This window comes from Glaciihabitans sp. INWT7 (assembly GCF_014217685.1).
GTDB lineage: Bacteria > Actinomycetota > Actinomycetes > Actinomycetales > Microbacteriaceae > Lacisediminihabitans.
Genome location: NZ_CP043653.1, coordinates 572735 through 591994 on the forward strand (window position 1 = coordinate 572735; position 19260 = coordinate 591994).

Here is a 19260-nt window from a genome sequence, read left to right on the forward strand (position 1 = left end):
TCCATCATGGCCATCGAAGCCTTCGACGTCGTCGACCTCATCCACGCCAAACGCGACCGCGGGGTGCTCTCGACGGAGCAGATCCGCTGGCTGGTGGACGCCTATACCCGGGGCTACGTCGCCGACGAGCAGATGGCCGCCATGGCGATGGCGATCTTCCTCAACGGTATGGAGCGGCGGGAGATCCGTGATCTCACGCTCGCCATGATCGCCTCCGGCGAGACTATGGACTTCTCCGGCCTGTCGAAAAAGACGACCGACAAGCACTCCACCGGAGGCGTCGGTGACAAGATCACCCTTCCGCTCGCCCCGCTCGTGGCGAGCTTCGGAGTGGCCGTTCCCCAGCTCTCCGGACGCGGTCTGGGACACACCGGTGGCACGCTCGACAAGCTCGAGTCGATCCCCGGCTGGCAGGCGAATATCTCCGGGCAACGGATGCGCGAGATCCTGGATGACGTCGGTGCGGTGGTCTGCGCGGCCGGATCCGGCCTCGCTCCCGCCGACGGCAAGCTCTACGCCCTGCGCGACATCACCGGGACCGTCGAGTCGATCCCCCTGATCGCGTCATCGATCATGTCGAAGAAGATCGCCGAAGGAACCTCCGCGCTCGTGCTCGACGTGAAGTTCGGCTCCGGGGCCTTCCTGAAGGACATCGCCCAGTCTCGCGAACTCGCCCAGACGATGGTGGCGCTCGGCGAGGATGCCGGGGTCGCGACATCCGCTCTCCTCACGAACATGAACGTGCCGCTCGGTCTGGCCATCGGCAATGCCAACGAGGTGCGTGAATCGGTGGAGGTGCTCGCCGGCGGTGGCCCTTCGGACATCGTCGCGCTCACCGTCGCCCTCGCCCGGGAGATGCTCAGGCACGCCGGGCAGCCGGACGCCGACGTGGAAGCGGCGCTCTCCGACGGACGCGCCATGGACAGCTGGAACCGGATGATCCGCGCACAGGGGGGGGACCCCTCGGCCGCACTGCCGGTGGCGCGAGAGACCCACGTGGTCAGCGCGGAACGCGATGGGGTGCTCGTCGAGCAGCAGGCGCTGCCCTTCGGAATCGCGGCCTGGCGGCTGGGAGCGGGGCGCGCGCGGAAGCAGGACCCGGTGCAGCACGCCGCGGGCATCGACCTCCATGCGAAGCCGGGCGACCGGGTCACGGCCGGGCAGCCGCTCTTCACCCTCAGCGCCGACGAGCCTGAGCGATTCGCCCGGGCGCTCGAGGCCCTCGAGGGGGCGTACCGTGTGGGAGAGGCGGGCGAGGAGATCCTCGACGGAGGCCCGCTGATCGCCGAACGAATTGGAGCCTGATGTCACGCCGTAAGGACCGCCTGGACTGGATGTTCCGCAGCCGCGAGAACGGCAAGATCACCATCGGCCAGCCCGCCAACCTCGAGCAGAAGATCTTCTCTGGTGCGACGCTGGTGGGCGTGATGCTGCCCGCATCCAAGCTGCGCACCGGAGTCGGTGTCGTCGCGGTGCTCGCGCTGGTCGTCTGGGCGGTCGACGAAATGGCTCGAGGGGTCAATCCGTTCCGCCGCATCCTGGGTGGTGCGGCCCTCGGTGGGCTGGCCTGGCTCGCCGTGCGCCGGCCCCGCCACTGAGGCATCCGCCCCTCAGCTTCCGTCCGCACGCCATGTTCATCATTCAGGAACATGCGGGGCGGGAGTGACTGGAGTAGGTGGAGTGAAACTTTCCACTCCCACTGACCACTCCCGCCACAGAAGCTCCTGAATGATGAGGTCGCGCTCTCCCGATGGGACTGCACGATCGTGCTTTCATCATTCAGGAACACGTGGGGCTGGAGTGAATGGAGTGTCAGATCGATGCCTCACCGGTCTCGGTATTCACTCCCGTCCCGGATGTTCCTGAATGATGCGAACCGGAGGGCAACGGTCGCTATCGGGACGGGTCGCCGATGCGCACCAGGGCATCCACGATCATGGCCCAGAAGCGCGGCACATCCAGTGCGGTCGCCGCATGGGTGGTGCAGCCCTCCGGCGCCTCGGTGCGGAAGTCGGCGACGGTCATTCCCAGGGTCAGCGTGCCCGCAAGCTCGATGTCCAGGGGCACGCGCACGACGGTCATCACGGTCGGGTCGATGACGAGGGCGACAGCGCAGGGATCGTGCACGGGCGGGTGCTCAAAGCCCTGCGCGTTCCGGTAGGTGGTGCCGAAGAAGTCGAGCAGTTCGCCGACGAAGCGCGCCGGCGCGGTGTCGACGGCGGCGATGGCCGCGATCACCTCCGGGGTCGCGAGAGCCTGGTGCGTGACATCCAGCCCCACCATCGTGAGCTTCCAGCTCTCGTTGAAGACGATGTGAGCCGCCTCCGGATCGATCACGATGTTGAACTCCGCGGCGGCGCTCCAGTTGCCGACGTTATAGCCGCCGCCCATCAGCACCACCTCCTTCACGAGGGACGCGATGCGCGGCTCCTTCCGCACGGCGAGGGCGATGTTGGTGAGAGCGCCGGTCGGCACGAGGGTGATGGTGCGGGCAGGCGCGGCCATGATCGTGTCGATAATGAGATCGACGGCGTGCCGCGGATCGGCGGCGAACAGGGGCTCGGGGAGTTCGGGTCCGTCGAGACCGGACGAGCCGTGGATCGACTCTGCCACTTCGGCGGTGCGCACCAGGGGCCGATGGGCGCCGGCGGCGAACGGAATGCCGGTGATTCCGGCGATCCGGGCGATGGCCAGCGCATTGCGCGTGACCTTCTCGATGGTCTGGTTCCCGTGCACCGTCGTCACCGCGACCAGCTCGATCTCGGGGTTGCCGTGGGCGAGGATCAGCGCGATCGCGTCATCGTGCCCCGGGTCACAATCCAGAATGATCTTCTTGGCCATTCCGTCAGGTTAGCGGCCGGCGGCACCCGATAGATTTGGGGCATGACCACCTCAGACTTCTTCATGCCCGGCGGCGGCGCGAACATCACCGCGCTTCCCAAGGTCTCCCTCCACGACCACCTCGACGGGGGCCTCCGTCCGCAGACCATCGTCGAGCTCGCCGCCGAGATCGGCCTGGAGCTCCCCGAGACGGATGCCGCGGCGCTCGCCGACTGGTTCGCCGAGAAGGCGGATTCCGGCTCCCTCGTCGACTACCTGAAGACCTTCGACATCACCACCGCTGTCATGCAGACGGCAGCGGGGCTCACCCGCGTCGCCCGCGAGTTCGTGGAGGATCTGGATGCCGACGGCGTGATCTACGGCGAGATCCGTTGGGCCCCCGAACAGCACCTCGCCCGCGGCCTCAGTCTCGATGAGGCCGTCGAAGCGGTGCAGGAAGGCATCGAGGAGGGCATCAACGCCGTCGCCGAGGCGGGGCGCAGCATCCGGATCGGGCAGTTGGTCACCGCTATGCGTCACGCCGATCGTGGGCTCGAGATCGCAGAGCTCGCCGTGCGCCACCGCAACAACGGGGTCGTCGGCTTCGACATCGCCGGCGCAGAGGCCGGATTCCCCGCGGGCAACCACCGCCATGCCTTCGACTATCTCGCGTCGCACTTCTTTCCCACGACAGTGCATGCGGGGGAGGCCGACGGCCTCGAGAGCATTCGTGGAGCGCTGTTTGACGGCCGCGCGCTGCGCCTCGGGCACGGCGTTCGCCTCGCCGAGGACATCACGGTGGACCGTTCGGACGACGAGAACACCTACGTGGAGCTCGGGCGGCTCTCGCAATGGGTGAAGGATCGGGAGATCGCGCTCGAGTTGAGTCCCTCGTCGAACCTTCAGACGGGTGCTATCGCGCAATGGGGCGACGAACTCATCGATCACCCCTTCGACCTGCTCTACCAGCTCGGCTTCCGAGTGACGGTCAATACCGACAACCGGCTGATGAGCCGTACTTCGCTGAGTCGCGAGCTCGCACTTCTCGCGGAGACATTCGACTACGACCTGACCGACCTCGAGGTGTTCCAGCTCAACGCCGCCGGATCGACCTTCCTCCCGTTCGAAGAGCGCGAAGAGCTGGCCGATCGCATCAGCGCCGGTTTCGAGCGGGCCTGATGCCACTTCCCCTTCTCGCCGAATCGGCGATCATCGTGGGAGCCGAGGCCGGTGACTGGCGCGAAGCCGTGCGGCTGGCCGGCCGCGCCCTCACGGCTTCCGGTGCCACCAGACCGGGTTACGCCGACGAGATGATCCGCATGATCGACGAGCACGGACCCTACGTCGTGATTGCTCCAGGGCTTGCACTCGCTCACGCGCGACCGGGACCGGATGTGCTGGCCGACGGTCTCGCGGTGGTGACGCTTGCCACTCCGGTGTCGTTCGGGCATCCGCACAACGACCCGGTCAGCGTGGTGCTCGGCCTCGCGATCAAGTCGGCGGACTCGCACATCGAGGCCGTCGCCGAGCTCGCGAACGTCTTCAACGACTCGAGCGCGATCGCCAGGCTCACGGCGGCGACTTCGGTGTCCCAGGTGCTCGAGATCATGGGGACAGGCTCGTGAAGATCGTTGCTATCTGCGGGGCGGGGATCGGCAGCTCCGGCATCCTCAAGGTGAACGCGGAGCGGGTGCTCGCGCGGCTCGGCCTGGAGGCGGATGTCACGGCAGCCCATCTCTCGAGCCTCAGCACCGATGCGGCGGATGCCCAGGTCATCCTCACCTCTGCCGAATTCGTGGATGCGATCGGACCGACGAATGCCGACGTCATCGTGATCGAGAACTATTTCGACACCGCCGAACTCGCTCGGAAGCTCGAAGAGTCACTCGGCTGAAGTTTCATATATAAAAACTGCTTTCATAGGCGTAAGCTCGATGGCATCATCCCATCCGAGTGAGGAACGACCATGTCCAGTGAGCTCGTCGAACGCGGCCATCAGCGGCTGGAATGGATCCGGTCGCGAATGTCGCTGCTGGCGGCCGCACGGCAGGAGTTCTCCGCCTCCCAGCCCTTCGCCGGGCGCCGGATCGGCGTCGCAATCCATCTCGATCCGAAGACCGCGGTGTTGCTCGAAGTGCTCGCGGTGGGCGGGGCGGAGATCGTGGCCACCGGGAATCACGGATCCACCCAGGACGACATGGTCGCCGTGCTTCGCGAGCAAGGCCTCGTCGTGTTCGGGCGGCGGGACGACACCATCGAACAGCACCGCGCCAACGTCGCGAGCGTGCTCGATACGAAACCCGACATGATCCTCGACAACGGGGCGGACCTCATCGCCGGGGTGGTGCACCGCGGTGTCGCCGCAAGCGTGATCGGGGCGACCGAAGAGACTTCATCGGGTGCCGACCGGCTGCGCGGCGAACTCGCCGACCACATCCCCTTTCCCGTCATCGTCATCAACGACAGCCCTCTCAAGGCGATCGGCGAGAATCGGCATGCGGTTGGACAGTCCGTCGTCGAGAGCCTCATGCGCATCACCGGGCTCATGGTGCCCGGCCGCCGCTACGTCGTCGTGGGATACGGCTGGTGCGGTCGAGGCATCGCCCAGTACCTTCGCGCGCTCGGCGGTCGGGTCGCGATCGCGGAGGTGGACGACCTCAAGGCATTCGAGGCGGCGCTCGACGGCTATCGGGTTGCACCGATCGCCGAGCTCGCGGGATGGGCGCAGACGGTCATCACGGCCACCGGGCGGCCGGGGGTGATCGGGGCATCCGAGTTCGCGCTGCTCGAATCCGGCACCGTGCTCGCCAACAGCGGGCACTTCGACTGGGAGATCGACGTGCCGGCCCTCACCGCCTCCGCGAGTCGGGTCGTGCCGGTGGATGACGCGATCGAGCGGGTGGAATTCGCGGACGGGCGTCACGTGGTGCTTCTCGCGGGTGGGCGCATGGTCAACCTCGCCGGCCGAGAACCGCGCGGCAATTCGCTCGAATCGATGGATCTCGGCTTTCTCCTGCAAGCGCTCTCGCTAGAACGGATCGCCGGATCCGCCGCCCTGCTCCCCTCGGGCGCCCAGCCCGTGCCCGACGACCTCAACCGCCTGATCGCACGTCGGATGGTCGCGGCGATGTCGGCGTCCCGATGAGTGGTACCGCACTCCCGGGCTCCGCCGCTCCGATGCCCGGCTCCCAGCGGTCCGACTCCCCGGCCCCCGACTACTCGGTTCCGGCGCTGGACAAGGCGCTCGATATCCTCGAACTCCTGGCGGCACGATCAGGCGGGCTCAGCCAGGCTGCCATCGCGGAGGCGGTCGGTCGATCGGTCAGCCAGGTCTTCCGGGTTCTTCAGACCCTGGAGGGGCGGGGATACCTCGTGCGCGAGGAGCGCTCGGGGCTCTACCGCTTGTCGATGCAGCTGTTCACGCTCGCCCATCGGCAGGAGCCGCTTCGCGGTCTCGAGACTGCCGCGCTTCCGGCGATGCGGGCCTTCGCGGACGAGGTGCGGCAATCCTGCAACCTCGGAGTTCTCTCGGCCGGCCGGGTTCTCGTGCTCGCCCAGGTGGAGAGTCCGGCGAACTTCGGATTCCGCGTGCGGGTCGGTTCGGAGTTCCCGCTCGAGGGCACCGCGACCGGTGCCGTGCTCGCGGCCTTCGGCGAGGAGTCGGTGACCGAGCCGTGGTTGTCGGGTCTTTCCCGCGGCGCTCGGGATCGGGTCGATCGTGTGCGACTCCGGGGCTTCGAACGCGCGGACGACAGCCTCCAGCCGGGCATCACCGACATCGTCTTTCCGGTCTTCGGGAGGGGAGGCTCGGCGGTGGCGGCACTCACCGTGCCCTATGTCTCGACGAGTTTCAGCGCGGCACGCACCCACCAGGTCGAGGCCCGGGCACGGGCGGCAGCCGAGACGATCTCAGGCGCGCTCGGCCATTAGCTGGCGCATGGCGGATTCGAGCCGGTCGACGGCACCCTGGGCGACCGCCTGCCGGTGCGCGGCGGTGCCCTCGGCGCTCGAGGCGTCGATGTAGACCTTCACCTTCGGCTCGGTGCCGCTCGGACGCACGATCACCCGCGATCCATCATCGAGCAGGTAGCGCAGGATGTCGCTGGCGGGCAGGCCGGCGAAGCCATCCGCGAAGTCATCGACCTGTCGAACGGCCACGGCGCCGATCCGCTCTGGTGGGGACAGCCGCAACGCAGACATCAGGCGCGGGATGTCGGCGAGATCAGTCATCCGAATCGACACCTGCGACGAGGCGAAAGCGCCGAAGCGCTCGGCGAAGTCGGTGAGGTGATCGGTGACGGTGCGGCCGACGGCCTTGAGGTCCGACACGAGCCCCAGGAACTCGACCGCCGCCGAGATCCCGTCCTTGTCGCGCACCTTTTCGGGGTCGACGAGGTAGCCGAGGGCCTCTTCGTAGCCGTAGGAGAGGCCGGGCACACGCGACACCCACTTGAATCCGGTGAGCGTGTCGACGTAATCGAGCCCGTACTGGCGCGCCACCTCGGCGAGGGCCGGGGAGGAGACGATCGATGCCGCGAGGGTGCCAGAGGCGCCCGCCGCGGCAAGTCGCTCGGCCGCGCGCCAGCCGAGCAGCGCACCGACCTGGTTGCCGCTCAGCCGCTGCCACTCGCCGTCAACGTCGGGGATGCCGATGGCGAGGCGGTCGGCATCCGGATCGTTGGCGATCACGAGTTCGGCGTCGGCGGTGATGGCCGCATCGAACGCGAGATCCATCGCCCCGGGTTCTTCCGGGTTGGGGAAGGTGACCGTGGGGAAGGCCGCATCCGGCTCGATCTGTGCCGAGACGACTGTGGGTTCGCCGAATCCGGCGTCGAGGAAGACACGATGTGCCGTCTCCCAGCCGACCCCGTGCATCGCGGTGTAGACGTAGCGCACCGCGGCCGGGGGGCGCCCGGCGATGGCAGCCGTGCGGCGCACGTAGGCGTCGATCACCTGCTCGTCGGCCGTCTCATAGGCCGTGGATCGGGGCAGCTGCAAGACGCTCTGGTCGGCGGCGACGGTCAGGATGTGCGCCGCGATCTCGCCATCCAGCGGCGGCACGATCTGGGAGCCCTGGTCGGCGTCACCGAGGTAGACCTTGTAGCCGTTGTCCTGTGGGGGGTTGTGGCTCGCCGTGACCATCACCCCGGCGCTGACGCCGAGCTCGCGCACGGCGAACGCCAGAACGGGAGTGGGAAGCAATCGGGGAAGCAGCACGGCGCGCACTCCGGCGCCGGCCATCAACTCCGCGGTATCGGTGGCGAAGATCTTCGAGTTCTTGCGGCCGTCGTATCCGATCACCACGCTCGGTGCGCCCCCGCGGGAGACCAGGAAGCTCGCGAATCCGGCGGCGGCCTGACTCACGAGCACCCGGTTCATCCGGTTCGAGCCGGCCTCGATCCGGCCGCGAAGCCCGGCGGTGCCGAACTCGAGTCGGGTATCGAAGCGGTCGTGCAGTTGCGCGAGCGCGATGTCGGAACCAGACTCGGCGTCTGCCAGGAGCAGGGCGAGTTCTGTTCGGGTCTCGTCATCCGGATCCTGGTCGTGCCAGGCGCGCGCGACATCGACGACGCTCACTACAACTCCTGCACAATGCGCGCCAACAGCGCCGAGATCACCGGTTCGGCATCCCGACCGGCCTCGAGCACCTCGGCGTGGCTCAATGGAGACTTCTGGATGCCCGCAGCGAGGTTGGTGATCAATGACAGTCCGAGGATCTCCATGCCGGCCTGCCGGGCCGCGATCGCCTCGAGGGCGGTGGACATCCCCACGATGTGGCCGCCGATGGTCTTCGCCATCTGCACCTCCGCGGGAGTCTCGTAGTGCGGTCCGCGGAACTGGGTGTACACGCCCTCGTCGAGGGTGGGATCGACGGACTTCGCGATCGCACGCAGGCGGGCGCTGTAGAGGTCCGTGAGATCGATGAAGGTCGCACCCTCGAGCGGTGAGTCCGCGGTGAGGTTGATGTGGTCGCTGATGAGTACCGGGGTGCCGGGCTTCCAGGTCTCGCGGATGCCGCCGGCACCGTTGGTGAGGATCATGATTTTCGCCCCGGTGGCTGCCGCTGTGCGCACGCTATGCACGACCCGGCGCACGCCGTGGTTCTCGTAGTAGTGGGTGCGCGCCCCGATCACGAGGGCGTTCCTGCCATCGGCGAGGCGGATGGATCGCAGCGTTCCCACGTGGCCCTCGAGCGCGGGAGCGCTGAACCCGGTGATCTCTGCAGCGGGAATGGTCGTGGTGGTCACACCGATGAGGTCGGCCGCCTTGCCCCAGCCGCTTCCGAGTGTCAGGGCGATGTCATGGTGGTCGACACCCGTCCGCTCGGCGATCTCGGCCGCTGCGAGAGCAGCGATCTCGAAGGGGTCGGCAGCGTTGTCGTCGAGAGGATTCGGCATCCGCCCAGCCTATGGGAGAGCCGCGTCGGTTGCGCGGATGCCGGCCTTCGCTGCCCTGATTCGCCGCTCCGCCGCTCTCTACGGGAGAATGGGCGCATGTCCTATGAATTCGAGCGCAAGCAACGTATCGCCGTGGTCGGGGGCGGTCCCGGGGGATACGAAGCTGCGCTCACCGGAGCCCAGATGGGCGCCGAGGTCACCGTCGTCGAGCGCGTGGGGGTCGGCGGATCAGCCGTGCTCACCGATGTCGTCCCCTCGAAGACGCTCATCGCGACCGCCGAGGCGGCGAACGCGATCGGCGAGGCTGCCGATCTCGGAGTGCAGTTCTTCGTGCGCGGAGATTCCGGCAGACCCGTGCGGCCAGAAGTCACCGTCAATCTCGCCGCTGTCAACCAGCGCCTCCTGCGCCTGGCCCGCCAGCAGTCCGAAGACATGAAGTCGCAACTCATCAAGGCCGGCGTCACCGTGATCCAGGGTGACGGTCGACTGGACGGACCGAATCGCGTCATCGTGTCCACCGGCAAGGGCAAGACCAGCACCGACTTCGACGAGATCAATGCCGACACGATCGTCGTCTCGGTCGGCGCGAGTCCGCGCATCCTTCCTTCCGCCGTTCCCGATGGCGAACGCATCTTCACGTGGACGCAGCTGTACACGCTCAAGGAGACGCCCGAGCACCTGATCGTGGTCGGATCCGGTGTCACCGGCGCGGAGTTCGCTTCGGCGTTCACGGCGCTCGGCTCCAAGGTCACGCTCATCTCGTCCCGCGACCAGGTGCTTCCGGGCGAGGATGCCGATGCCGCGCGCGTGATCGAGGACGTCTTCAAACGCAATGGCATGACCGTGCTCTCCAAGTCCCGGGCAGATTCCATCGTGCGAACCGCGGATGGCGTCGTCGCGACCCTCTCGGACGGCCGCACCGTGGAAGGCAGTCACTGCCTCATGGCGGTCGGCTCGGTACCGAACACCGCCGGCATCGGGCTGGAAGAGGCTGGCGTTCAGCTCACCGACTCCGGGCACATCCGGGTGAACCGGGTGGCGCGTACCTCGATGCCCTCCATCTACGCGGCCGGTGACTGCTCGGACTTCCTGCCCCTGGCATCCGTCGCGTCCATGCAGGGCCGCACCGCCGTCTTCCACGCCATGGGCGATGCGGTGAACCCGACGGAACTCCGTAACGTCACCTCGAACATCTTCACGCAGCCGGAGATCGCAACTGTCGGCTGGTCGCAGAAGCAGATCGAGGACGGCATCGCGCAAGGCGTGATCTACAAGCTGCCCCTCGCCTCGAATCCGCGGGCGAAGATGATGGGGATCAGGGACGGCTTCGTCAAACTGTTCGCCCGCACCGGCTCCGGCACCGTCATCGGCGGCGTGATCGTCGCGCCCCGGGCATCCGAGCTCATCCTGCCGATCGCGATCGCAGTCGAACACCGGCTGACCGTCGACCAGGTGGCGCGGGCCTTCGCCGTCTACCCCTCGCTCTCCGACAGCATCACGGATGCGGCGCGCGCGATGCACATCGTCAACTAGCGCCGTCGCCCGTCACCCGTCCCGACTGCGGTTCATGCGGCCTTCATCATTCAGGAAGGTTTGTGACGGGAGTGGCGGGAGTACACGGTGGGGTGGTCTCGCGCCTCCTTAGCCCCTTCCCTCACAGGAATTCCTGAATGATGCTTCTCCACCGGGTGCTGAGGTGGGGGAGCGGAGCGGATGCTGGCAGCCCACGCTGGCGCGATGACAGACCTTGCTCACGCCATCGACGTCCTCGGCGGCATCGCGACCAGGCAGCAGCTCCTCGCGATCGGCTTCACGGGCGCTGACCTCACTCGCGCCGTGCGAGGTGGCGGGATATGGCGCGTCCGGCAGGCACGCTACGCCTCGCCGACAGCGCACATCGACCGTGTCGCCGCGGCACGGGTCGGTGGCCTGCTCGCCGGGCCGAGTGCCGCGGCGACATACGGACTGTGGGCGGGCCTCGATCCCCGACTCCACATCAGCGTCGGCCGCAATTCGGCACGTCTGCGCACCAATGTCGCTCCCTCGTTCAGCGACCGGATGACGCTCAGTCCGGACTCGTCGGGACGACCGATCGTGCTGCATTGGATTGGCGGAGGGGCCGTTCCCGAACGGGGTCCGGAATGCTGGCGGACGTCCTTCGAACAATGCCTTCGCCAGACCGTGGCCTGGTGCGACACCGAGACCGCAGTCGCGTGCCTCGACACCGCGCTCGCGGTGGCGAACTGCTCGCCCGCCCGGATCTTCGAGATCTTCTCACCTGCTTCGGCATCGGACCGACTCACCGCTTCTCTCTGCCGGCAAGGGAGCGATTCCGGCAGTGAGTCGCTCGTGCGCCAGCGGCTCGACCGGCTCGGCATCCGCTATCGACAGCAGGTGGAGGTTGCCTCGGTCGGTCGGGTGGACTTCGGTCTGATTGGCACGCGCATCGTCATCGAAGTCGACAGCTGGCGATATCACGGCGACCGAATCGCGTTCGAACGCGACCGCCGGCGCGACGCCGAACTCGTGGCTCGCGGGTATACCGTCATCCGACTCACCTATCAGCGGATCATGAACGACTGGCCGTGGTGCGAGCGCATGATCCTCGCCGCGCTCGCTGCGGGGCGCTGACGATCCTCCGCCCGCTCGTCGGGCGACGATGCTGCCTCGCATCATTCAGGAACATGTGGGGCCAGTGAGGCTGAAGAGTCGCGTGTATGCCTCGGGCGTCACTCTTTCCTCGGGAATCACAGGAGTTCCTGAATGATGCGGGGATGCGGAGATGCGGGGATGCGGGGATGCGGAGATGTGGATATGCGGGGGTGCGGAGATGCGGAGATGCGGGATGCGGAGGCGGGGATGCGGTAGGCGGGCTAGAACGGCGGCGCAGCCGGCCGCTCAGGAAACGATATCGAGCAGCAGGTAGCCCGACGACACGGTCTCACCGACGGCGGCGTTCACGTTGGCGATGACCCCGTCTTTGTGGGCGGCGATCGGCTGCTCCATCTTCATCGCCTCAAGCACCAGGATCAGGTCGCCCTTCACCACGGTGTCGCCCTCGGCGACGGCGAGTTTCACGATCGTGGCCTGCATCGGTGCCTTGACCGAATCGCCGGTGGCCGTCACGACCGCGCCAGCGCCACCGCGGCGCTTGGGAGCGGCCCCGAGGGTAGCGGAGGCGCCTCCGGATGCCGCGGCAAGGCGAGCCGGGAGTGACACTTCGATGCGCTTGCCGTCAACCTCGACGACGATGGTCTGGCGTGCGGCTGTGGACGCCGCATCCGGGAGGGATCCGCTCCACGGCTCGATGTCGTTGACGAAGTCGGTCTCGATCCAGCGGGTGTAGATGGAGAAGGGGGACGACGTGAAGGCCGGGTCGCGCACGATCTTGCGATGGAACGGCAACACGGTCGGCAGTCCGGCGATCTCGAACTCGTCGAGGGCGCGGCGGGAGCGCTCGAGGGCATCCGCGCGGGAAGAGCCGGTGACGATCAGCTTGGCGAGCAGGGAGTCGAACGCGCCGCTGATCACGTCGCCGGTGGTCACGCCGCTGTCGACCCGCACGCCAGGACCGCCGGGAAAACGCAACGCGTGCACGGGGCCGGGAGCGGGGAAGAAGTTGCGTCCGGGATCCTCGCCATTGATGCGAAACTCGAAGGAATGCCCCTCGGCAATCGGGTCGTCGTAGTCGAGGGCGCCGCCCTCGGCGAGGCGGAACTGCTCGCGGACGAGGTCGATTCCGGTCACCTCTTCGGAGACGGGATGCTCGACCTGCAGTCGGGTGTTGACCTCGAGGAACGAGATTGTGCCGTCCTTGGCGACGAGGAACTCGCAGGTGCCGGCACCGAGATAGCCGACCTCCTGGAGGATCGCCTTGGAGGCGGAGTAGAGAAGAGCGTTCTGATCGTCGGTGAGGAACGGCGCCGGCGCCTCCTCCACGAGCTTCTGGTGACGTCGTTGCAGGGAGCAGTCGCGGGTGGAGATCACGACGACCTTGCCGAAGGCGTCGGCGAGACACTGCGTCTCGACGTGTCGCGGCTGGTCGAGATACTTCTCGACGAAGCACTCTCCCCGGCCGAAGGCGGCGATCGCCTCGCGGGTAGCCGACTCGAAGAGCTCGGGGATCTCTTCGCGCGTGCGCGCGACCTTGAGCCCGCGGCCCCCTCCGCCGAAGGCCGCCTTGATGGCGACGGGAAGGCCGTGGATGTCGACGAAGTCCAGCACCTCCTGGGCGCCGGAGACCGGGTTGAGGGTTCCGGGTGCGAGCGGGGCGCCCACCTTCTCCGCGATGTGACGGGCGGAGACCTTGTCGCCGAGCTTCTCGATCGCATCCGGCGACGGCCCGATCCAGATGAGTCCGGCATCGATGATGGCGCGGGCGAACTCGGCGTTCTCGGCGAGGAATCCGTATCCCGGATGCACAGCGTCGGCTCCGGAACGGCGTGCGATCGACAGCACCTTGTCGATACGCAGGTAGGTGTCCGCGCTGGTGGACCCGTCTAGGGCGTAAGCCTCATCGGCGAGTTTCACGTGCCGGGCATCCCGATCCTGGTCGGCGTAGACGGCCACGGAGGTGATTCCCGAGTCCTTCGCGGCCCGGATGACTCGAACGGCGATTTCGCCGCGATTGGCGACTAGGACCTTCGTGATGCGGGGCATAGTCCTTTAGCCTATGGGGCGAAGACGGGCACCCTTTGGTGGTGGGCTACAAAAATGCCAGATGAGTCCGTGACGGGTTCCACAAGATCACCGGTTCCACAGCGACGGCCAGCCCACATCGAACTGGAGCAGCAGCGACCGCAGCGTCGACAGCGACAGACCGACGACCGCGTGAGGATCCCCGTCCACTGCGGTGATGAATGGCGCGCCGAGACTGTCGATCGTGAACGCGCCGGCCACCTCGAGCGGTTCGCCGGTGGCGATGTACGCGTCGATCTCCTGATCGGAGATGTCGGCGGCGAACGTGACCCCGGCCGTCGCGACCTCGCCGACCGCTCCACGATGTCGCCCGCCCCGATGATCGATGAGCCAGTGTCCGGAGTGGAGGTGTCCCGTTCGGCCGCGCTGGAGCATCCAGCGTTCACGGGCCACCTCGGGAAGGTGCGGCTTGCCGTAGACGGTGCCGTCGAGCTCGAAGACCGAGTCCCCGCCGAGCACGAACCCGTCCACCTCCGGGCCGAGCACCGCGGATGCCTTGAGCCGGGCAAGCAGCAGCACCATGTCGACAGGGGTGATCGGCGTCGCCGCCTCAACGGCGGCATCCTCGTCGACATGCGAGGGCATGACAACGGGCTCGATCCCCGCCGCGCGGAGCGTCGCCAAGCGGGCGGGAGAGGTGGAGGCGAGGTAGAGGCGGGTGGGCGAAAGAGGCTCGGATGAGTGGGGCACGGCGCCTCCTGTGGCAAGCTCGAGGGATGGGTGAATTGCTGGGCACAGAGGTCGAGATCGACGTAACCAACGTAGCCCACGGGGGTGTTGCGGTGGCGAGGCACGAGGGCCGCGTGATCTTCGTGAGCGACGCCATCCCTGGAGAGCGGGTATTGGCCCGCATCACCGAAGACTCGAAGAAGTCCTTCTGGCGGGCCGAAACTGTGGCGGTGGTGACGGCATCCGAGCACCGCCAGCCGCACATCTGGGGCGCGGCATCCATCGATCGTGCGCCGGAGGAGCGTGCCGGCGGTGCCGAGTTCGGCCACATCGAGATCGGTCACCAGCGCGAGCTCAAGCGCCAGGTCCTCGCCGATTCCCTGAAGCGCATGGCCGGTGTCGAGAGCGACGTCATCGTCGACGCGATCCCCGGCAACGCGGATGGCACGGGATGGCGCACCCGCCTCCGACTGCACGTCGCGGCCGATGGCACGCCCGGACCGTACGCCGCGCGCTCGCACCATGTCGTGGAGGTCACGGACCTCCCGCTCGCGACCGCCGAGGTCGCCGCGATCACTCCCCTCGATGAGAGTTTCCCCGGTTTCGACCACGTGGACGTGGTCGTTCCGAGCGCGGGCAATCCCTTCGTTCTCACCGGCAACGCGCCGAAGCCCAGCCGGGAGCGGGGAAAGGGTGAGAAAGCGGAGCGACCGAAGCCGCAGCGCATCGTCGAGCGCGTGGGCGACCGGGAGTTCCGCCTGGATGCCCGCGGTTTCTGGCAGGTGCACCGTCACGCCGCGGAGACCCTCACTCTCGCTGTCCAGGAGGCGATCGACGCGAGCCTGTTCGATCCGCGCGCGGCAAACCTCGACCTCTACGGCGGCGTCGGTCTGCTCGCAGCGGCCGTCGGGGACCGCTTCGGCAACCACCTGCGCATCACCACGGTGGAGAGCGACCCGCTGGCGACTGACCACGCCGCCGAGAACCTCTCGGAATGGGTGGGGGCCGCCGCCGTCACCGCGCGGGTCGACAACTTCCTGCGGCAGCTACGATCCACCGCGAGCCCGAGCGAGCGCGCCAGGCTCGGCGCAGGGACCGTCGTCCTCGATCCTCCGCGTGCAGGGGCCGGAAAGGGCGTGGTCGACGAACTGCTCACCCTCGACCCGGCGCAGGTCGTCTACGTGGCGTGCGATCCGGTGGCTCTTGCGCGGGATGTCGCCCTGTTCGCCGCCGGAGGCTATGCGCTCACCCGGCTGCGCGCATTCGACCTCTTCCCGAACACGCATCATGTCGAAGCGGTGGCGACCCTCACGAAGGCGTAGAGGCGACCTCTCCGCGAGGAACGGTGGCGGTTCTCTGCCGCAGTCCCTCGATCAGCGCGCGGCTGGCGGGTGCTCGACGCCCAATTGCGACACACGTGCCCCGATGCCGCGGCTCTCGCCTCCGGGTGCTCCGCCGGCCGGTACCATGGTCTCCGGGGGAATGACTGAATTACCAGCAACACGGGGGCAGACGGGATCGACCATGGCGCAGACCACAACAGAGGAAACCACACCCGGATTGCACCAGAGTGCAGTACGGGTGTCGGTCGTAGACGACCATGAATCGGTGCGGCTGGGGCTCAAGGCCGCCTGTATCGAGGCAGGATTCGACTTCATCCTCGCGGCGGCGTCGGTGCAGGAATTCGTGGACAATCTCGACGGTCGGGAGAACGACGTCGTCGTGCTCGACCTGTCGCTCGGCGATGGTTCGACGGTGACCGAGAACGTGAAGCGGGTGCAGGCCACCGGCTCGGCCGTGCTGATCCATTCGATCGCCGACCGGGTCGCCTCGGTTCGCGAGGCGCTCGCGGCCGGAGCGGCCGGAGTCATCCCCAAATCATCAGCGACGAAGACCGTCATGTCGGCGGTGGAGACCGTCGCGCGCGGTGAGGTGCTCAACAACCTCGAATGGGCGACCGCGATCGACGCGGACCGCGACTTCGCCAAGGCCCAGCTCGGTCGTCGCGAGCGCGAGATCCTGCACCTCTATGCGTCTGGCCTTCCGCTGAAGCTCGCCGCGCAGCAACTCGGAATCGGATATTCGACCGCGCGGGAATATCTCGACCGCATCCGGGTGAAGTACGTGGAGGTCGGCCGACCGGCACCGACAAAGGTCGATCTGCTGCGTCGAGCCGTGGAAGACGGAATCCTGCCGGGTCTTGACCCGGATGGTGGTGATGGCCGCTAAGGGAGGTTCGCCGCCGCCCGGATCGCTGGCCCGGCAACCACACAATCCGATCAGCCGACCGCAGATCGAGACCGTCGTGTCCCGATCCGTGGCCATCTTCGGGTTGGTGTTCGGCGCCCAGGCCGTGCCCGCAGTACTTCAGCAGTTGCCGACCGCATCGACGGTCTGGGCCATCACCTTCGGTGTCGGCATCTATGGCGGCATCGTCGCCACCCTCGTCGCATCCTTCGCCAAGCGGTGGGTTCGCGGTGTGAATGCCTACGTCTCGTTCGCCTACCTCGTCGCCCTCGCGGGCTGGCCATTCGTCGTCGACGAGCCACTCACCGTGGTGACGGAACGACCCTGGCTCTGGCTGTTGTGCACGGTTGCCACCTCCACAGCCGCCATCGCCTTCAGCACCTGGCAGGCGACCGCCTACCTGTTCGTGACCCCGGTGGTCTACGGCCTTGTGCGGATCACGCCGGCCGGCGGCGGTGCGAGCGTCGCGTCGGCGACCCTCGATATCGCGTACGCGATAATCCTGGGCGGTGCCGTCCTGATCCTCATCACGCTCTTGCGCCAGGCCGCTGCCTCTGTTGACAACGCGCAGGGCACCGCGCTCGACCGTTATGCGCACGCCGTGAGGCAACACGCGACGGAGGTGGAGCGGGTGCAGGTGGACTCCATCGTGCACGACAGCGTGCTCACCACCCTTCTCTCGGCGGCTCGGGCCTACACCCCGGAGGCGAAGGAACTCGCCACGCGCATGGCCCGCAACGCCATGGGCCACCTGAAGGATGCCGCGGCCGCGTCACCCGACGACGATGCGACGGTCACCCTCGATCAGCTCGCCCGGCGAATCGCGGATTCGATGAGCACCCTCTCCGGGCCATTCGAGCTGCGTACGCGGTCCGTCGGCATGCGGACCATCCCGGTGCAGTCCTCAGAAGCCGTCTACTCGGCCGCGATGCAGGCGATGGTCAACAGCCTCCAGCATGCCGGCACCGGCGACGACGTGCACCGCTGGCTCGTCGTCGAGGGCGCTGAGGGGGGAGGCATCCGCATCGGTGTCGGTGACGACGGAGCGGGATTCGCTTTGGACAGCGTCCCGAGCGAGCGTCTCGGGCTCCGCGTGTCGATCATCGAGCGTGTCGCGAACGCGGGCGGCTCGGTCGAGATCGACGCGGGCATCGACCGCGGTGCCGTGATCTGGATCACCTGGCCTCAGCCGGATGCATCCTCGGACGGGCGGGGGCAGTTCGATGCCGAGGTCTCGACGTCCGCCGGTGCCCCCCTGGCGACCGGCGCTGCGACCTCCAGCTCAGCGATGACAGGGGAAGGCCAAGCGCTGTGATCGTCTCCGTGCCCCGACTGCTCATCGTCTCCCTCGCGGCCATCTTCTCGGCCTACCACCTCGTGCTCGCCGTCGTATCGATCGATGTGCCCCACCAGAAGGCCCCCTATCTCGCCGCAATGGCGCTGTATGGGCTGGCGACGCTGCTCAGCCTTCTCCTCTCGCGCACCCAACGGATGCCGACCTGGGTCGCCGCATTCAATGTCGCCGTCGCCGTGGTGGTGCCCCTGCTCGTGACCAGTCAGTTCGACCAGGTAGAAGCCAAGGGCACCTATGCCGCCTGGCACACGGCAGCCATCGGCACGCTGATGGTCATCACCTCCACCCGGCGACGCCACACCTTCGCCTGGATCGGCACCGCAGCGCTCGTTGTTCAGACGGTGGCGTGGGCCGGCCCGGGAGGTCTCGTCACGTATGGGGTGATCGGCAGCGTCGGCTGGGTAGCCGTGTCGCACGCGCTGTCCCTCTCCCTCGCGAAGGCGGGCAGGGATACCCGGCAGTACGCCCTCGCCGAGCGAGAGGCGGTGGAATGGCGTGCGGCCCAGGAGGCTCACGTCTCCGAGCGGCAGTTCCGTCTCGGCCAGACGAGCCGGATGTCACTGCCGATGTTGCGCCAGATCGTCGCGGTCGGTGGCGAACTCACCGATTCGCAGCGACTCGAATGTCTCTACCTCGAAGGCGCGATCCGCGACGAGATCCGCGGTCGAAAGCTCTTGAACGATCGAGTGCGCGAGCAGATCATGATCGCCCGCCGCAATGGGACCATCGTCACCCTTCTCGACGAGGGAGGCATCGACGACCTCTCCGACGGGGATCTCGAACGGGTGCTGAATCGGCTGGCAGACGCGATCCGCGACACGAAGACCGGCAAGCTCATCGCGCGCACCGTGCCGGAGGGTTCCGACATCGCGGTGACGGTGGTGGGGCTCTCGTCGCTCGACGAGGGACATTCCAGCGCGCTCGGCAGCCAGGGCATCGATGATGAAGAGGATCGGGTGGATCTCTGGCTCGAGATCCCGCGCACCGGGGCGACAGTCTCCGCCTGATCCGCGATCATCGGCAGCCGGTGTCGCCGGGCGTCTCTCCGCGCCCGCAAGCGGTGCCCAGCCGACA

At 67.5% G+C, this 19260-nt stretch carries 18 protein-coding genes; 13 read left to right on the plus strand and 5 right to left on the minus strand.

Annotated elements, in window-relative coordinates; translation table 11 throughout:
* Nucleotides 1–6: 6 nt before the first annotated feature.
* Together F1C58_RS02815 and F1C58_RS02820 are read left to right on the plus strand one after the other, a co-directional pair.
* The gene (locus F1C58_RS02815; protein ID WP_185202512.1) at nt 7–1305 is read left to right on the plus strand and encodes a thymidine phosphorylase; all 1299 of its coding nucleotides are present in this window, start codon (nt 7–9) and stop codon (nt 1303–1305) included.
* On the plus strand, nt 1305–1598 hold the full coding sequence (locus F1C58_RS02820; RefSeq protein WP_219732022.1) for a hypothetical protein: 294 nt from the start codon (nt 1305–1307) through the stop codon (nt 1596–1598). The genes F1C58_RS02815 and F1C58_RS02820 overlap by 1 nt, the downstream gene beginning before the upstream one ends.
* A 295-nt stretch (nt 1599–1893) precedes the next feature.
* Here the strand turns inward: F1C58_RS02820 and F1C58_RS02825 are convergent, their stop codons facing one another.
* On the minus strand, nt 1894–2841 hold the full coding sequence (locus F1C58_RS02825; protein ID WP_185202513.1) for a nucleoside hydrolase: 948 nt from the start codon (nt 2839–2841) through the stop codon (nt 1894–1896).
* Between the two features lie 42 nt (nt 2842–2883).
* On the opposite strand from F1C58_RS02825, the gene F1C58_RS02830 reads away from it, so the two are divergent.
* The 5 genes from F1C58_RS02830 to F1C58_RS02850 all read left to right on the plus strand — a co-directional run bounded on the left by F1C58_RS02830 (nt 2884) and on the right by F1C58_RS02850 (nt 6750).
* On the plus strand, nt 2884–3999 hold the full coding sequence (locus F1C58_RS02830) for an adenosine deaminase (protein WP_185202514.1): 1116 nt from the start codon (nt 2884–2886) through the stop codon (nt 3997–3999).
* Nucleotides 3999–4445, plus strand: a complete 447-nt coding sequence (locus tag F1C58_RS02835; protein ID WP_185202515.1) for a PTS sugar transporter subunit IIA — start codon at nt 3999–4001, stop codon at nt 4443–4445. Before F1C58_RS02830 ends, F1C58_RS02835 begins: the two co-directional genes overlap by 1 nt.
* Nucleotides 4442–4714 carry a PTS sugar transporter subunit IIB gene (locus F1C58_RS02840; protein WP_185202516.1) on the plus strand — a complete coding sequence of 91 codons (273 nt, stop codon included), beginning with the start codon at nt 4442–4444 and terminating at the stop codon, nt 4712–4714. The genes F1C58_RS02835 and F1C58_RS02840 overlap by 4 nt, the downstream gene beginning before the upstream one ends.
* A gap of 72 nt (nt 4715–4786) precedes the next feature.
* Entirely contained in the window at nt 4787–5965 is a 1179-nt protein-coding gene (locus F1C58_RS02845; protein WP_185202517.1) for an adenosylhomocysteinase, read from the plus strand.
* The gene (locus F1C58_RS02850) at nt 5962–6750 is read left to right on the plus strand and encodes an IclR family transcriptional regulator (RefSeq protein WP_255461227.1); all 789 of its coding nucleotides are present in this window, start codon (nt 5962–5964) and stop codon (nt 6748–6750) included. Before F1C58_RS02845 ends, F1C58_RS02850 begins: the two co-directional genes overlap by 4 nt.
* Here the strand turns inward: F1C58_RS02850 and F1C58_RS02855 are convergent.
* Together F1C58_RS02855 and F1C58_RS02860 are read right to left on the minus strand one after the other, a co-directional pair.
* Complete coding sequence (locus F1C58_RS02855; protein WP_185202518.1) at nt 6730–8397, minus strand: phospho-sugar mutase; 1668 nt, start codon at nt 8395–8397, stop codon at nt 6730–6732. The two genes, F1C58_RS02850 and F1C58_RS02855, sit on opposite strands and share 21 nt — an antisense overlap.
* Complete coding sequence (locus F1C58_RS02860; protein ID WP_185202519.1) at nt 8397–9218, minus strand: purine-nucleoside phosphorylase; 822 nt, start codon at nt 9216–9218, stop codon at nt 8397–8399. The genes F1C58_RS02855 and F1C58_RS02860 overlap by 1 nt, the downstream gene beginning before the upstream one ends.
* 96 nt (nt 9219–9314) lie before the next feature.
* On the opposite strand from F1C58_RS02860, the gene F1C58_RS02865 reads away from it, so the two are divergent.
* A complete protein-coding gene (locus F1C58_RS02865; RefSeq protein WP_185202520.1) occupies nt 9315–10751 on the plus strand; it encodes an NAD(P)H-quinone dehydrogenase in 1437 nt (478 codons plus the stop codon).
* Between the two features lie 204 nt (nt 10752–10955).
* Complete coding sequence (locus tag F1C58_RS02870; RefSeq protein ID WP_185202521.1) at nt 10956–11849, plus strand: DUF559 domain-containing protein; 894 nt, start codon at nt 10956–10958, stop codon at nt 11847–11849.
* Nucleotides 11850–12116: 267 nt separating this feature from the next.
* Here the strand turns inward: F1C58_RS02870 and F1C58_RS02875 are convergent, their stop codons facing one another.
* Together F1C58_RS02875 and F1C58_RS02880 are read right to left on the minus strand one after the other, a co-directional pair.
* Nucleotides 12117–13877 (minus strand): biotin carboxylase N-terminal domain-containing protein, encoded by a 1761-nt coding sequence (locus tag F1C58_RS02875; RefSeq protein WP_185202522.1) that lies wholly within the window; start codon nt 13875–13877, stop codon nt 12117–12119.
* Between the two features lie 87 nt (nt 13878–13964).
* Nucleotides 13965–14606: a nucleoside triphosphate pyrophosphatase gene (locus tag F1C58_RS02880; RefSeq protein WP_185202523.1), complete on the minus strand. Its 642-nt coding sequence runs from the start codon at nt 14604–14606 to the stop codon at nt 13965–13967.
* Nucleotides 14607–14632: 26 nt separating this feature from the next.
* Here F1C58_RS02880 and F1C58_RS02885 point away from each other — a divergent pair, with 26 nt between their 5' ends.
* The 4 genes from F1C58_RS02885 (at nt 14633) to F1C58_RS02900 (ending at nt 19193) form a co-directional block, all read left to right on the plus strand.
* The gene (locus tag F1C58_RS02885) at nt 14633–15907 is read left to right on the plus strand and encodes a class I SAM-dependent RNA methyltransferase (RefSeq protein ID WP_185202524.1); all 1275 of its coding nucleotides are present in this window, start codon (nt 14633–14635) and stop codon (nt 15905–15907) included.
* Between the two features lie 202 nt (nt 15908–16109).
* Nucleotides 16110–16814 (plus strand): response regulator transcription factor, encoded by a 705-nt coding sequence (locus tag F1C58_RS02890; protein ID WP_185202525.1) that lies wholly within the window; start codon nt 16110–16112, stop codon nt 16812–16814.
* A complete protein-coding gene (locus F1C58_RS02895) occupies nt 16804–18147 on the plus strand; it encodes a sensor histidine kinase (protein WP_185202526.1) in 1344 nt (447 codons plus the stop codon). The genes F1C58_RS02890 and F1C58_RS02895 overlap by 11 nt, the downstream gene beginning before the upstream one ends.
* The gene (locus F1C58_RS02900) at nt 18144–19193 is read left to right on the plus strand and encodes a hypothetical protein (RefSeq protein ID WP_255461228.1); all 1050 of its coding nucleotides are present in this window, start codon (nt 18144–18146) and stop codon (nt 19191–19193) included. Before F1C58_RS02895 ends, F1C58_RS02900 begins: the two co-directional genes overlap by 4 nt.
* The last annotated feature ends 67 nt before the right edge of the window (nt 19194–19260 follow it).